This window comes from Streptomyces marokkonensis, assembly GCF_039539045.1.
In the GTDB taxonomy this organism is placed as follows: domain Bacteria; phylum Actinomycetota; class Actinomycetes; order Streptomycetales; family Streptomycetaceae; genus Streptomyces; species Streptomyces marokkonensis.
Genome location: NZ_BAABCQ010000020.1, coordinates 38,389 through 51,541, shown reverse-complemented (window position 1 = coordinate 51,541; position 13,153 = coordinate 38,389). Strand labels below are relative to the sequence as shown.

10 protein-coding genes are annotated in these 13,153 nt (G+C 70.4%); 4 read left to right on the top strand and 6 right to left on the bottom strand.

Going from position 1 to position 13,153, the window contains the following annotated elements; translation table 11 throughout:
- The first annotated feature begins 10 nt into the window (after positions 1 to 10).
- The gene (locus ABEA26_RS07625) at positions 11 to 2,755 is read left to right on the top strand and encodes a KGGVGR-motif variant AAA ATPase (RefSeq protein ID WP_345590388.1); all 2,745 of its coding nucleotides are present in this window, start codon (positions 11 to 13) and stop codon (positions 2,753 to 2,755) included.
- A gap of 297 nt (positions 2,756 to 3,052) precedes the next feature.
- Positions 3,053 to 3,877 (top strand): endonuclease I family protein, encoded by an 825-nt coding sequence (locus tag ABEA26_RS07620; RefSeq protein WP_345590387.1) that lies wholly within the window; start codon positions 3,053 to 3,055, stop codon positions 3,875 to 3,877.
- A 4-nt stretch (positions 3,878 to 3,881) separates the two neighbouring features.
- On the opposite strand, the gene ABEA26_RS07615 is transcribed toward ABEA26_RS07620, so the two are convergent.
- Both ABEA26_RS07615 and speB read right to left on the bottom strand, forming a co-directional pair.
- Positions 3,882 to 5,567, bottom strand: coding sequence for a thiamine pyrophosphate-binding protein (locus tag ABEA26_RS07615; RefSeq protein ID WP_345590386.1), 1,686 nt, complete (start codon positions 5,565 to 5,567; stop codon positions 3,882 to 3,884).
- Positions 5,564 to 6,535: an agmatinase gene (speB, locus tag ABEA26_RS07610; protein ID WP_345590385.1), complete on the bottom strand. Its 972-nt coding sequence runs from the start codon at positions 6,533 to 6,535 to the stop codon at positions 5,564 to 5,566. Before speB ends, ABEA26_RS07615 begins: the two co-directional genes overlap by 4 nt.
- Positions 6,536 to 6,820: 285 nt before the next feature.
- Between speB and ABEA26_RS07605 the strand changes: the two genes are divergently transcribed.
- The gene (locus tag ABEA26_RS07605) at positions 6,821 to 7,609 is read left to right on the top strand and encodes a phosphatase (RefSeq protein WP_345590383.1); all 789 of its coding nucleotides are present in this window, start codon (positions 6,821 to 6,823) and stop codon (positions 7,607 to 7,609) included.
- Positions 7,610 to 7,640: 31 nt separating this feature from the next.
- On the opposite strand, the gene ABEA26_RS07600 is transcribed toward ABEA26_RS07605, so the two are convergent.
- The 4 genes from ABEA26_RS07600 to ABEA26_RS07585 form a co-directional block, all read right to left on the bottom strand.
- Entirely contained in the window at positions 7,641 to 8,624 is a 984-nt protein-coding gene (locus ABEA26_RS07600) for a cation diffusion facilitator family transporter (protein WP_345590381.1), read from the bottom strand.
- 5 nt (positions 8,625 to 8,629) lie between these two features.
- Positions 8,630 to 9,502 (bottom strand): acyl-CoA thioesterase, encoded by an 873-nt coding sequence (locus ABEA26_RS07595; protein WP_345590379.1) that lies wholly within the window; start codon positions 9,500 to 9,502, stop codon positions 8,630 to 8,632.
- A 10-nt stretch (positions 9,503 to 9,512) separates the two neighbouring features.
- Positions 9,513 to 10,670 carry an acyl-CoA dehydrogenase family protein gene (locus ABEA26_RS07590; RefSeq protein ID WP_345590377.1) on the bottom strand — a complete coding sequence of 386 codons (1,158 nt, stop codon included), beginning with the start codon at positions 10,668 to 10,670 and terminating at the stop codon, positions 9,513 to 9,515.
- A 97-nt stretch (positions 10,671 to 10,767) separates the two neighbouring features.
- Positions 10,768 to 11,379, bottom strand: a complete 612-nt coding sequence (locus ABEA26_RS07585; protein WP_345590376.1) for an SACE_7040 family transcriptional regulator — start codon at positions 11,377 to 11,379, stop codon at positions 10,768 to 10,770.
- A gap of 121 nt (positions 11,380 to 11,500) precedes the next feature.
- Between ABEA26_RS07585 and ABEA26_RS07580 the strand changes: the two genes are divergently transcribed.
- A complete protein-coding gene (locus tag ABEA26_RS07580; RefSeq protein ID WP_345590374.1) occupies positions 11,501 to 13,117 on the top strand; it encodes a carboxyl transferase domain-containing protein in 1,617 nt (538 codons plus the stop codon).
- Positions 13,118 to 13,153: the final 36 nt, after the last annotated feature.

Below are 13,153 nucleotides of genomic sequence, written 5' to 3'. Positions count from 1 at the left end.
GTACAAGGCCGTGGCCGGATTGCTGGACCTGGAAGGGCTGACGCCCCCGGAACACCTGTTCACCTGGGTGGACGTCGATGAGCATCTGTCGGCCCTGGCCGCTGACGACCGCTGGCCCGAATGGCTCCGAGCGGCGGACGGCTGGTGGGACGGCCTGGAACTCGTCGTCTCCTGTGACACGCGAGCCGAGGTGGCGAAAAGCTGGCTGGACGAGGTCTTCGGGACAGGATCGACCGAATGGCATGACGGCACCCTCATGCTCCAGCTTGACGACCCGCGAACCCCCGACTTCACCGGCATTCCCGTCATCCTCAGTCCCGAGCCGGAGAACGCGGACCAGCCGCGCCGCCTCCCCCTGCTCCGGGAGAAGCACATCACTGCCCAGTTGGCGCACCCACTGGAGCGTCCACTCGCAAAGCACTTCCCCGGGGACGTGCAGATCCTGGCGTTCCACTCCTTCAAGGGCGGGGTGGGCCGCACCGTGCACGCCGTCGCCATGGCCGAGACGATCGCCCGCAGAGGCGGCAACGTCCTGCTGATCGACTCGGACCTGGAGGCACCGGGCATCACATGGATGCACAGGGCCCAGGGCGGACAGCTCGACTTCTCGTACGAGGACCTGATCGCCCTGCTTCAGGGGTCAGAGGACGGAGGCTGGTCCGCAGCCGTCGACATCGCGGCCGCGTATCTCCCGAACCAGCAGGTCGGACGATTCGTGAGCGGAGGGCGGGTGACCGTGGTCCCCACTACCAGGCGGACGCACTTGGGCCCACCGCGCATCGAGCCGGCAGATCTGCTGACGCCCGGGCGCTCCCCGTACTTCCTGACGGAGGCACTCGCCGCTCTCGCCGTACGGACCGGAGCGGACACCGTGGTCCTGGACCTGCGCGCCGGGGCGTCCGAACTCTCCGCCCCCGTGCTGCTCGACCCGCGCGTGCAGCGTGTCTTCGTCACCACGCTCAGCCATCAGTCCCTCGAAGGTACCAAAACGCTGCTGCGGCAACTGGGGCGTCGAGCCCCTGCCCTGGAGGGTACCGATCCGCCAAGCTCCGTGATCATTACCCAGTATCGGCAAGACGTGCACGAAGCCCAGGCCGAACAGGCGCGGGCCGAGTTGAGTGACGCGCTTCTCTCCTCGTTGCGCCCGCTGGAGACAGCCACGGAGACGGACCCCGGCGACACGGCCGAGGTGGACACCGACATCCTCTCCCGACCTCTGCTCAGCCCCTTCCGGGAAGAGCTGCTCGCGCTTCCCTCATCATGGGACGCAGTGCTGCGAGTGCTTGAGAGCTGCAAACTGTCCGATGTCCTGGACTCGATCGTGCCCGCGCCCGTCCCCATCCCTCAGCCGGATACGGCCGAGAGCCGGCCGGAGGTGGACTACGCGGAACTGCGCCAACGCCTCGCCGACACCGCGCAACCGCTCATCTACGCCGAGCGCAAGGGCATGTCGTCCGCGAGCGGCTTCCTCGCCACAGATCCGCTGCGGCGATTGCTGGGAGACCACCGCACAGACCCTCCCCTGGCTCTCGTTGTCGGTGCCAAGGGGGCCGGCAAGACGTTCATGTACGCAAAGGCGTGCGCGGCCAGGACGTGGAGCGCGTTCGCGGAACAGTCAGGCATCAAGGACGTGAGCCTGACGCTGCCCGTGGTACCCGTGTTGGAATCGGACAACCTCGACAACGACGATCTGACGACTCAGGATCTCAGGGACGCGTTCGCCGCCTCGCACGGCGCTCCGGTCGAGGAGACCGGGAGTTCGCAGGAGATCAAGGACCGGCTGAGGGAAGGCCTTTCCCGTCTCGGTGCCGAAGACGAGATCGGGTGGCGGCACCTGTGGCTGGAGTGCCTGGCCATCGCCGCCGGAGTACCTCCCAAAGAGGGCCGAGACGCGGAAGCCTCACTCACGGAACTCAGTAGGCGGTCACGAGCGGTGTTCGTCGTGGACGGGCTCGAAGATCTGCTGCAATCGCTGAATACGGAGGTCAAGCGGACCGCGTTGCGTGTGCTGCTGATCGATGTGCTCGCCTGGCTGCGCTCGCTGCGGGGGCGCCCGCTCGGACTCGTCGTCTTCGTGCGCCGAGACCTGGTGAAGAGAGCCGTCCACCAGAACAGTGAGCAACTACTCGCTCGCTACGAGCCCTACGCACTGCGCTGGAACAAGGAGGAGGCTCTCCGGCTGGCACTCTGGGTCACCGCTCACGCCGACGCCCTGCCCACGCCCATGGCCGAGTCCGAGATCGCAGAGCTCTCCTACGACGCGCTCGTGGACGCTCTCATCCCTGTATGGGGGTGGAAGATGGGAACGGAGAAGTCCAAGGAGGCCCGCTCCCACCTCTGGGTGCCGGCGGCTCTCGGTGACTTCAAGGACCAGGTCCAGGCCCGGGACGTCGTGGTGTTCCTGGCCCAGGCAGCACGTCAGTCGATCCCACAGGTGTCCTGGGAGGACCGCGTACTCGTGCCGAGCGCCATGAGGAAGGCCCTGCTCGAATGCAGCAGGGTCAAGATCAGTGCGATTCAGGACGAGAGCCAGGAGATCGGTGACCTGCTGAGCAGGCTCCAACAGGTCCGCGAACCCGTTACCGTTCCCTTTTCCCTCGACGAGGTGGGGCTCAACGTGACCGAAGCCGACTTCCTCGTTGACTCGGGCGTCTTCGCTCGAGGTAACGACGGCCGGTACTGGGTGGCCGAGATCTATCGGCACGGCCTGGGGTTCGGCAGCGAGCGGAGGGCCAAGGTGCTCTGGCGAAGGTGAGGCGGCCTCGGTCGTGACGCCGCATCGCCGGGTTTCCCCGGAGGCGATGACTGCGGCACGAGAGGATTCCACCTCGCGGGCGGAAGACATGTCGGCCATATACCCGTTGGACCCGTCGGACGTCGCCTGACCACCAACACCCCCGGCACACCCGGTACTTGAGTCACAGCACCCTCTAGCCACCCCTGCCGGTGAGCGCCGTCACGGAATCGTCACCCTCCGTACACCCACCTCCCACGTGTCCATGTCACGCTCGTTGAACCGCTCCATTCAACACGCGTAGATCGGACACCCCACATGCTCGCGATACGCATACGGCGCCGGAAAGCGGTGGCCCTTGCCACGGCCGCCGTCCTGGCCGGCCTCGCCGCCCCCTCCCTGAGCGCGACTGAGGCCACGGCGACGACGTCCACGGCGACAGCCACGGCCTCGGACTACGACTCGACGTACTACAAGGACGCGGTCGGCAAGACGGGCGCCGACCTCAAGTCCTCGCTCCACACGATCATCAGCGACCAGACGAAGCTCTCGTACTCGGCGGTCTGGGACGCGTTGAGGACCACCGACCAGGACCCGGCCGACAGCGGCAACGTGATCCTGCTCTACTCGGGCCTCTCCCGCAGCAAGTCGCTGAACGGCGGCGACAGCGGCGACTGGAACCGGGAGCACGTGTGGGCCAAGTCCCACGGCGACTTCGGCACCTCCACCGGTCCCGGCACCGACATCCACCACCTGCGCCCCGAGGACGTCCGGGTCAACAGCGTCCGGGGCAACAAGGACTTCGACAACGGCGGCGACGGTTTCACCGACGGCGGCGGCAGCCTCACCGACTCCGACTCCTTCGAACCCCGTGACGCCGTCAAGGGCGACGTGGCCCGCATGATCTTCTACATGGCGGTCCGCTACGAGGGCGGCGACGGCTGGGCCGACCTGGAGGTCAACGGCAGCGTCGACAACGGCAGCAGCCCGTACATCGGCAAGCTCTCCGTACTGAAGGCGTGGAACGACGAGGACCCGCCGGACGCCTTCGAGGAGCGCCGCAACCAGGTCATCTACGACTCCTACCAGCACAACCGCAACCCGTTCGTCGACCACCCGGAGTGGGTCGAGGCGATCTGGTAGGCGGTCAGCCCAGGTGTGTCGGCGCGAACATGCGCAGGACGGCGGGGAGGACGACGACCGACGGGCCCGGTGCGGCCAGCGCCTTCGCCAGGTCCGCCTCCAGGGCCTTTGGTGACGTGCGTACGCCCGGCACACCGAAGGACTCCGCCAGTGCCACGTAGTCGGGGCGGGTCAGTTCCGTCCCCGTCGGCTGCCCGAAGGCGTCCGTCATGTACTCGCGCAGGATGCCGTAGCCGCCGTCGTCGACGATGAGCCAGGTGACGTTCAGGTCGTACTGGCGGGCGGTGGCCAGTTCGGCGACGGAGTACAGGGCGCCACCGTCGCCGGACACCGCGAGGACGGGGTGCGTGGGATCGGCGGCCGCCGCTCCCAGCGCCGCCGGGAAGCCGTAGCCGAGGCCGCCGGCGCCCTGGGCCGAGTGCATGGTGTTGGGGGCCTCGGCGTCGAAGGCCGACCACGCCCAGTAGGTCAGGACGGTCATGTCCCAGAAGGACGGGGCGCGGGCCGGGAGGGCCCCTCGAACGGCCGCCAGTACGTTCTGTTCCAGGGTGAGCTCCTGGGCGGCGATGCGTTCGCGGACCCGGCCCAGGACCGTGCGTACGCGCTCCGGGGCGGTGGGGTCGGTGCGCTCCTCCACCGTCTCCAACAGCGCCTGGAGGGCGAGGCGGGCGTCGGCGTGGATGCCGAGGGCCGGGTGGTTGGACTCGAGCTTGCCGAGGTCGGCCTCGATCTGGACGATCCGGCCGCGCGGCTTGAACGTGTGGTAGTTCGAGGAGAGTTCGCCGAGACCGGAGCCGACGACCAGGAGAGCGTCGGCGTCCTCCAGGAAGTCCGTCGTGTGGCGGTCCTCCAGCCAGGACTGGAGGGACAGGGGGTGGGTCCACGGGAACGCGCCCTTGCCGCCGAAGGTCGTGACGACGGGGGCCCGGAGCCGCTCCGCCAGTTGCCGCAGCTTCTTCGACGCGTCCGCGCGTACCACTCCCCCGCCCGCGATGATCACGGGACGTTCCGCGCGCGACAACAGGTCGGCGGCGACCGCCGTCAGTTCGGGGCGCGGGGGCAGTTCCTCGGGGAAGGTGTCGCCGCCCGTCACCACCGGGACCGACGCCGGGGCCGACAGGACGTCCTGCGGGATCTCCACCCACACCGGGCCGTGCGGGACGGTCAGCGCCGACGTCCACGCCTCGGCGATCGCGGACGGGATCTGGGACTGGGCGCGGACCGTGTGGACGGACTTCACCACGCCCCGGAAGGACGCCGCCTGGTCCGGGAGTTCGTGCAGGTAGCCGCGGCGGCCGCCGCCCAGGCCGGCCTTCGGGACCTGGCTGCTGATCGCCAGTACGGGAGCGGAGGCCGCGCGTGCCTCCTGGAGCGCGGCCAGGGAGGTGAGGGCTCCCGGGCCGGTGGACAGCAGCAGCGGGGCCGCCTCACCGGTGATCCGGCCGTACGCGTCCGCCGCGAACCCGGCGTTGTTCTCCACTCGCAGGCCGATGTAGCGCAGGTCGGAGCGGCGCAGCGCGTCGAACACGCCGAGGGCGTGCTGGCCGGGCAGGCCGAAGACGGTGGTCGCGCCGAGCGAGGCCAGGGTCTCCACGACCAGGTCCCCGCCGTGGCGGCCGCCGGGAGGGTTCAGCGCGGCCTCCGTCTGGGCGGCGGTCGGACGGAGCACCAGGTCGTGGTCGTGGGTCACTTCGAGGCCTTCTCCTGGGCGATCTGGCGGGACATGATCGTGGTCAGTTCGTAGGCGGTGTGGGACGCCGCCACCGACGTGATCTCCGCGTGGTCGTACGCGGGGGCCACCTCGACGACGTCGGCCGACACCAGGTTGCAGGATGCCAGGCCGCGCAGGATCTCCAGCAGTTCGCGGGAGGTCATGCCGCCGGCCTCGGGGGTGCCGGTGCCGGGGGCGTGGGCCGGGTCCAGGCAGTCGATGTCGATGGAGATGTAGAGGGGACGGTCGCCGATGCGCTGCCGGAGCTGGTCCGCGACCTCGTCGGCGCCGCGGCGGTAGACGTCGGCGGAGGTGACGATGCCGAAACCCATCTTCTCGTCGTCGGTGAGGTCCTGCTTGCCGTACAGGGGGCCTCGGGTGCCGACATGGGAGAGGGCGGAGGTGTCGAGGATGCCCTCCTCGACGGCGCGGCGGAAGGGCGTGCCGTGGGTGTACTCGGCGCCGAAGTAGGTGTCCCAGGTGTCCAGGTGGGCGTCGAAGTGGAGCAGGGCGACCGGGCCGTGCTTCCTGGCCACCGAGCGGAGCAGCGGCAGAGCGATGGTGTGGTCGCCGCCCAGGGTCATCAGGCGGGCGCCGGTGCCGAGGAGGTCGTCGGCGGCGGCCTCGACGGTCTCGACGGCCTCGTTGATGTTGAAGGGGTTCACGGCGATGTCACCGCCGTCCGCGACCTGGGCGAGGGCGAAGGGGGAGGCGTCCTGGGCCGGGTTGTAGGGGCGCAGCAGACGCGACGCCTCCCGGATGGCGTTGCCGCCGAAGCGGGCGCCCGGCCGGTAGGAGACGCCCGAGTCGAACGGCACGCCCACCACGGCGACGTCGGCGGTGCCCACCTCGTCCAGGCGGGGCAGCCGGGCGAAGGTCGCGGGACCGGCGTACCGGGGGACGCGGGAGGAGTCGACGGGGCCGCGGGGCGTCTCGTTGCTGCTCATGTACTGCCTTCCTTCTTACGCTTCGTCGCGTATGTACTGCTGCCGTCCGACTCTACTGGTGAGCGAGCAGCGCCGGTGAGGACCGGTTTGCCGGGGCCGTCCGTACCGCGGCCGCCGGTCCGGGTCGCAGACTAGGGGGCTGACGTGCGGCTGCACATGTACGTTCCGTCCATACGCCTCCTCGGGACCGGAGGAAACGTCCATGACGCCGACCGGAAGGGTGACCCACGTCCCAGCGTGGGACATGCCCGAGACGCCGACCGGCGGCTGCCTCACAATGGAGCCATGCCGATACCCGGGACACCCAGCCGCGCCGAACTCGCCGAACACCTCGTCAGTACACGTATCGCGGGCGACGTCGCCACTCCCCGTGAGAACAACCTCTCCCACTACCGGAAGCTGGCGAACGGCGACCGTCACTTCTGGCTCGGCCTGGAGCTGGGCGACCGCTGGAGTGACGAGCAGGACGTGCTCGCGGTGATGGCGGAGCGGGTCGGCGTCAACGACGACCCCGAATACCGGTACGGCCAGGACACCATCGACCCCGAGCTGACCGTGGCCGCGCTGGAACGCATGGCCGGGCGGCTGCGCAAGGCGGCCGACGGCGGGCAGCGGGTGCTGTTCGCGACCGGTCACCCGGGCGGCCTGCTCGACGTGCACCGCGCCACGGCCGACGCGCTGCGCACCGCCGGCTGCGAGATCGTCGTGATCCCGGAGGGGCTGACGACGGAGGAGGGATACGTCCAGCAGTTCGCGGACGTGGCCGTGCTGGAGCACGGGGCCTCGCTGTGGCACACCCACTCCGGTGAACCGATGAAGGCCATCCTGACAGGTCTCGAGCGTGCGGGCCGTCCGCTGCCCGACCTGGTGGTCGCCGACCACGGCTGGGCCGGTTACGCGGCTCAGCACGGCCTCGACTCCGTCGGCTACGCGGACTGCAACGACCCGGCGCTCTTCCTCGCCGAGTCGGAGGGCACCCTCCAGGTCGCGGTGCCGTTGGACGACCACGTGGTCAGCCCGCGCTACTACGACCCGATGACGGCGTATCTGCTGACGGAGGCGGGGCTGAAGTAGCCCGGCCGGCCCGGACGACCCCGTCGGCCCGTCAGGGCCACGGGTTCAGTCCCTCCGAGCGGCGCTGCGCGAACCCGGGCGTCGGGTCCAGATAGACCCGGCGCACCACCGGGAACTCCTCCCGCAGCCGCTGCTCGGCCCGCTCGCACGCCCACTCGATCTGCGCGGCCGTCGCCACGTCCCGGAAGTCGACCTTGGCGGCGACCAGCGCCTCCCGCGGGCCCTGCAGCAGGGTGGTCAGTTCCAGTACGGCCTCGATGTGCTCGACGGCCACCAGTTCCGCCCGGATCCGGTCGCGCACGGTACGGGGCAGCGGGCGGCCGATGAGGAACTCGGCGTTGGAACGGCCGAGCACCCAGGCGACGTACAGCAGTAGGACGCCGATACAGAGCGAGGCGACGCCGTCCCAGACGCCGGAGCCGGTGAGCTGCCCGCCGAGCAGGCCGCCCGCGGCCAGCAACAGCCCGGCGAGGGCGGCGGAGTCCTCCATGACGACCGCCTTCACGGCGGTGTCGGGGGTGCGGCGCAGGTAGCGGCCGAAGGGCACCTTGTAGTGACGGGCCTCGCCGCGCGCCTGTTTCAGGCCGGTGCGCAGGGAGTAGCCCTCCAGGAGGAAGGCGACGGCCAGGACGACGTACGCGATCAGCGGGTCGCCGGGTTCCTCGCGGTGGGTGAGGGCGTGGACGCCGTCGTAGAGGGCGAAGACCGCGCCGCCGACGAAGGTGGCGACGGCGGCGAGCAGCGCCCAGATGTAGCGCTCGGGGCCGTGGCCGAGGGGGTGGTCCTCGTCGGCGGGGCGGGTGCTGCGTTTGAGGGAGGTCAGCAGCAGGACCTCGGTGACGGTGTCGGCGACCGAGTGCGCGGCCTCCGACAGCATCGCGCTGGAACCACTGAGGACGCCGGCCACCGCCTTGGCGATGGCGATGCCCAGATTGGCGAGAGCGGCGACGATCACCGTGAAGGTACTGTCGCCGCCGCCGTTCGTCGCATGCCGTTCGCGTGCAGTCTCCGCCATGCCCCTCAGTGTTCCCGAGGGACGCGGACCACGCCTTCCTGGATGACCGAGAGGGCGAGCCGCCCGTCCTGGGTGTAGATGCGGGCCTGGCCGAGGCCCCTGCCGCCGGACGCGGACGGCGACTCCTGGTCGTACAGCAGCCACTCGTCGGCGCGGAAGGGCCGGTGGAACCACATCGCGTGGTCCAGGGAGGCCCCGACGACGTCGCCGACGGCCCAGCCGCCGCGGCCGTGCGCGAGCAGGACCGAGTCGAGGAGGGTCATGTCGGAGACATAGGTGGCGAGGACGACGTGCAGGAGGGGGTCGTCGGTGAGTTTGCCGTTGGTGCGGAACCACACCTGGGAGTGGGGTTCGCGCGGGGTGCCGAAGTCGCCGAAGGGCGGGTCGTCGACGTGGCGCAGGTCGACGGCCGCGCGGGCCTCGAGGAAGCGTTCGACGGTCTCGGCGGGCAGATGCGGGTAGCTCCGCAGCCGGTGCTCGCCGGTGGGGAGGGTCGCCGGGTCCGGGGCTGGCGGCATCGGGGCCTGGTGGTCGAGGCCCTCCTCGTACGTCTGGAAGGACGCCGACAGACCGAAGATCGGCTTGCCGTGCTGGACGGCGACCACGCGGCGGGTGGTGAAGGAGCGGCCGTCGCGCAGGCGGTCGACGTTGTAGACGATGGGGGCGCCGGGATCGCCGGGGCGCAGGAAGTACGCGTGCAGGGAGTGCGCGTGCCGGTCGGCGGGGACCGTGCGCCCGGCGGCGACCAGGGCCTGGGCGGCCACCTGCCCGCCGAAGACCCGGGGGACGACGGCGGAGCGGGAGTGGCCGCGGAAGATGTCCTCCTCGATCCGCTCGAGGTCGAGCAGGTCGAGGAGGGACTGGAGTGCTTCGCTCATGCCCTGAGGGTTACAGGCCCATGTTCTTGGCGATGATCATCTTCATGACCTCGCTGGTGCCGCCGTAGATGCGGTTGACGCGGTTGTCCGCGTACAGGCGGGCGATCGGGTACTCGTTCATGTAGCCGTAGCCGCCGTGGAGCTGGAGGCAGCGGTCGATGACGCGGTGGGCGACCTCGGTGCAGAACAGCTTGGCACTGGCGGCCTCGGCGGGCGTGAGCTCGCCGACGTCCAGGGCCTCGGTCGCGCGGTCGGCGACGGCCTCGGCGGCGTCCACCTCGGCCTGGCAGGCGGCCAGCTCGAACTTGGTGTTCTGGAAGTGGGCGACCGGCTTGCCGAAGACGGTGCGCTCCTGGACGTACTGCGTGGCGAAGCGGACGGCGGCGGCGGCCTGCGCGTAGGCGCCGTAGGCGATGCCCCAGCGCTCGGAGGCGAGGTTGTGGCCGAGGTAGGAGAAGCCCTTGTTCTCCTCGCCGAGGAGGTCCTCGACGGGGACCTTGACGTCGACGAAGGCGAGCTCGGCGGTGTCGGAGGTGCGCAGGCCCAGCTTGTCCAGCTTGCGGCCCACCGAGTAGCCCTCGGACTTGGTGTCCACGGCGAACAGGGAGATGCCGTGGCGGCGGTCCTCGGCCGTGGGGGCGTCGGTGCGGGCGCAGACGATCACCTTGTCGGCGTGCACGCCGCCGGTGATGAAGGTCTTGGCGCCGTTGAGGACGTAGTGGGTGCCGTCCTCGGAGAGCTTGGCGGTGGACTTCATGCCCGCGAGGTCGGAACCGGTGCCCGGCTCCGTCATCGCGATGGCCCACATCTCCTCGCCGGTGACGAACTTCGGCAGGTAGCGCTTCTTCTGCTCGTCGGTGGCCAGCATGTTGATGTAGGGCAGCGCGAGCAGCACGTGCACGCCGGAGCCGCCGAACTGGACGCCCGCGCGGGCGGTCTCCTCGTAGAGGACCGCCTCGAACTTGTGGCTGTCCATGCCGGCGCCGCCGAACTCCTCGGGCACGTTGATGCCGAAGATGCCCAGCTCACCGAGCTTGTAGTAGAAGTCGCGCGGCGCCTGGCCCGCGGCGAACCACTCGTCGTAGACGGGGACGACCTCGGCCTCGATGAAGGCGCGGATGGTCTCCCGGAACGCCTCGTGGTCCTCGTTGAACACCGTACGGCGCACCGCGCCACCTCCAGGGTACGAATCTAAGCGCTTGCTCAGACTTCACCGTACCGGCGGGTAGGGAGGGGCGTCCAGGGTCGGCGGTACGTAACCCTCGTCACTCCCCGCACCGCTCCCCGGCCACCGCCTCGAACGCCCCGCGCGCCATCCGGTGCAGCAGCGACGCCGTCACCGCGCGGCCCGGCAGGGAACCGGGACGGCCCAGGTGCGGGGTCGAGTTCAGGAGGCCGAAGACCGAGTGGACCGCGGAGCGGGCGGCGGGCTCGGCGATCGCCGGGTAGACCTGGCGGAGCACCCCGACCCACAGCTCCACGTACTGCCGCTGCAACTGCCGCACCGTCTTGCGGTCGGCGTCCCGGAGGCGGTCGAGCTCACGGTCGTGCAGGGTGATGAGCGGGCGGTCGTCGAGCGCGAAGTCGATGTGCCCCTCGATGAGCGAGTCGAGGACCGCCTCGGAGCCGGTCGCCTCACCGGCCTCCGCAAGCCGCCGCTTCGCCCCGGTCAGCAGCGAGTCACTGATCCCGACGAGCAGCTCGGTGAGCATCGCGTCCTTGCCGGCGAAGTGCCGGTAGAGGCCGGGACCGCTGATGCCGACCGCGGCGCCTATCTCGTCGACGCCGACGCCGTGGAAGCCGCGCTCGGCGAAAAGCCGGGCGGCCTCCTTGAGGATCTGCTCGCGGCGGGTGGGGGCGTCGGTTCTCGTGGCCATGAAGTCGATTCTAGACAGAGGGGTTAGCGCTCGTTAACCTGAAGGGAATGCGTTAACGCTCATTAACAGATCGACCGATCGACCGAGTGACCGATCGACCACCAGGTGAGGGGACCGCGGGATGCACGAGGCACCGGAGCTGACGACGGCGGCGGATCCCGCGTCGGAGGCCTTTCGGGCCAACGAGGAGGCGCACCGCGTCCTCGTGGAGGAGCTGCGCGCCAAGCTCGCGGCGGCCCGGCTCGGCGGCGGCGAGCGGGCCCGGGCCCGGCACACCGCGCGCGGCAAGCTGCTGCCGCGCGACCGCGTGGACACGCTGCTCGATCCGGGCTCGCCGTTCCTGGAGCTGGCGCCGCTCGCGGCCGACGGACTCTACGACAGGCAGGCCCCGGCCGCCGGCGTCATCGCCGGGATCGGCCGGGTCGGCGGCCGGGAGTGCGTGATCGTCGCCAACGACGCCACCGTCAAGGGCGGCACGTACTACCCGATGACCGTGAAGAAGCACCTGCGGGCGCAGGAGGTGGCGCTGGAGAACCGGCTGCCGTGCCTGTATCTCGTGGACTCCGGGGGCGCCTTCCTGCCGATGCAGGACGAGGTCTTCCCGGACCGCGAGCACTTCGGGCGGATCTTCTACAACCAGGCCCGGATGTCGGGCGCGGGCATCCCGCAGATCGCGGCCGTCCTCGGCTCCTGCACGGCGGGCGGGGCGTACGTCCCGGCGATGAGCGACGAGGCGGTGATCGTCCGCGGGCAGGGCACGATCTTCCTGGGCGGCCCGCCGCTGGTGAAGGCGGCCACCGGCGAGGTGGTCACGGCGGAGGAGCTGGGCGGCGGCGAGGTCCACTCGCGGGTGTCCGGGGTGACCGACCACCTGGCCGAGGACGACGCGCACGCGCTGCGGATCGTGCGGCAGATCGTCTCCACGCTGCCCACGCGGGGTCCGCTGCCCTGGGGCGTCGAGCCGGCCGTCGAGCCGAAGGTGGACCCTCGGGGGATGTCCGGCGCCGTGCCGGTCGACTCCCGCACCCCCTACGACGTCCGCGAGATCATCGCGCGGGTGGTGGACGGCTCCCGGTTCGCCGAGTTCAAGTCCGAGTACGGGCAGACCCTCGTCACCGGCTTCGCGCGCATCCACGGCCACCCGGTGGGGATCGTCGCCAACAACGGCATCCTGTTCTCCGAGTCGGCCCAGAAGGGCGCCCACTTCGTCGAACTGTGCGACCAGCGCGGCATCCCTCTGGTGTTCCTGCAGAACATCTCCGGGTTCATGGTCGGCCGGGACTACGAGGCCGGGGGCATCGCCAAGCACGGCGCCAAGATGGTGACGGCGGTGGCGTGCACGCGCGTGCCCAAGCTGACGGTCGTCGTCGGCGGGTCCTACGGCGCGGGGAACTACTCGATGTGCGGGCGGGCGTACTCGCCGCGGTTCATGTGGATGTGGCCGGGCGCCAAGATCTCCGTCATGGGCGGCGAGCAGGCCGCGTCCGTGCTGGCCACGGTCAAGCGGGACCAGCTGGAGGGGCGGGGGGAGGAGTGGCCGGCCGAGGAGGAGGAGACCTTCAAGGCGCCGATCCGCGCGCAGTACGAGCACCAGGGGAACGCCTACTACGCGACCGCCCGCCTGTGGGACGACGGGGTGATCGAGCCCGCCGACACCCGGCAGGTGCTGGGTCTGGCCCTGACCGCGTGTGCCAACGCGCCACTGGGCGAGCCCCGGTTCGGCGTCTTCCGGATGTGAGGAGGGGACTTCGATGGGAAGCGCGATGGGGAGCTT

Excerpts from the sequence above, each read along its gene's own strand:
- ABEA26_RS07600 (WP_345590381.1), bottom strand. The coding sequence starts at position 8,624 with ATGGCGGAGACTGCACGCGAACGGCATGCGACGAACGGCGGCGGCGAC.
- ABEA26_RS07595 (WP_345590379.1), bottom strand. The coding sequence starts at position 9,502 with ATGAGCGAAGCACTCCAGTCCCTCCTCGACCTGCTCGACCTCGAGCGG.
- ABEA26_RS07580 (WP_345590374.1), top strand. The coding sequence starts at position 11,501 with ATGCACGAGGCACCGGAGCTGACGACGGCGGCGGATCCCGCGTCGGAG.
- ABEA26_RS07605 (WP_345590383.1), top strand. The coding sequence starts at position 6,821 with ATGCCGATACCCGGGACACCCAGCCGCGCCGAACTCGCCGAACACCTC.
- ABEA26_RS07585 (WP_345590376.1), bottom strand. The coding sequence starts at position 11,379 with ATGGCCACGAGAACCGACGCCCCCACCCGCCGCGAGCAGATCCTCAAG.
- speB (WP_345590385.1), bottom strand. The coding sequence starts at position 6,535 with ATGAGCAGCAACGAGACGCCCCGCGGCCCCGTCGACTCCTCCCGCGTC.
- ABEA26_RS07620 (WP_345590387.1), top strand. The coding sequence starts at position 3,053 with ATGCTCGCGATACGCATACGGCGCCGGAAAGCGGTGGCCCTTGCCACG.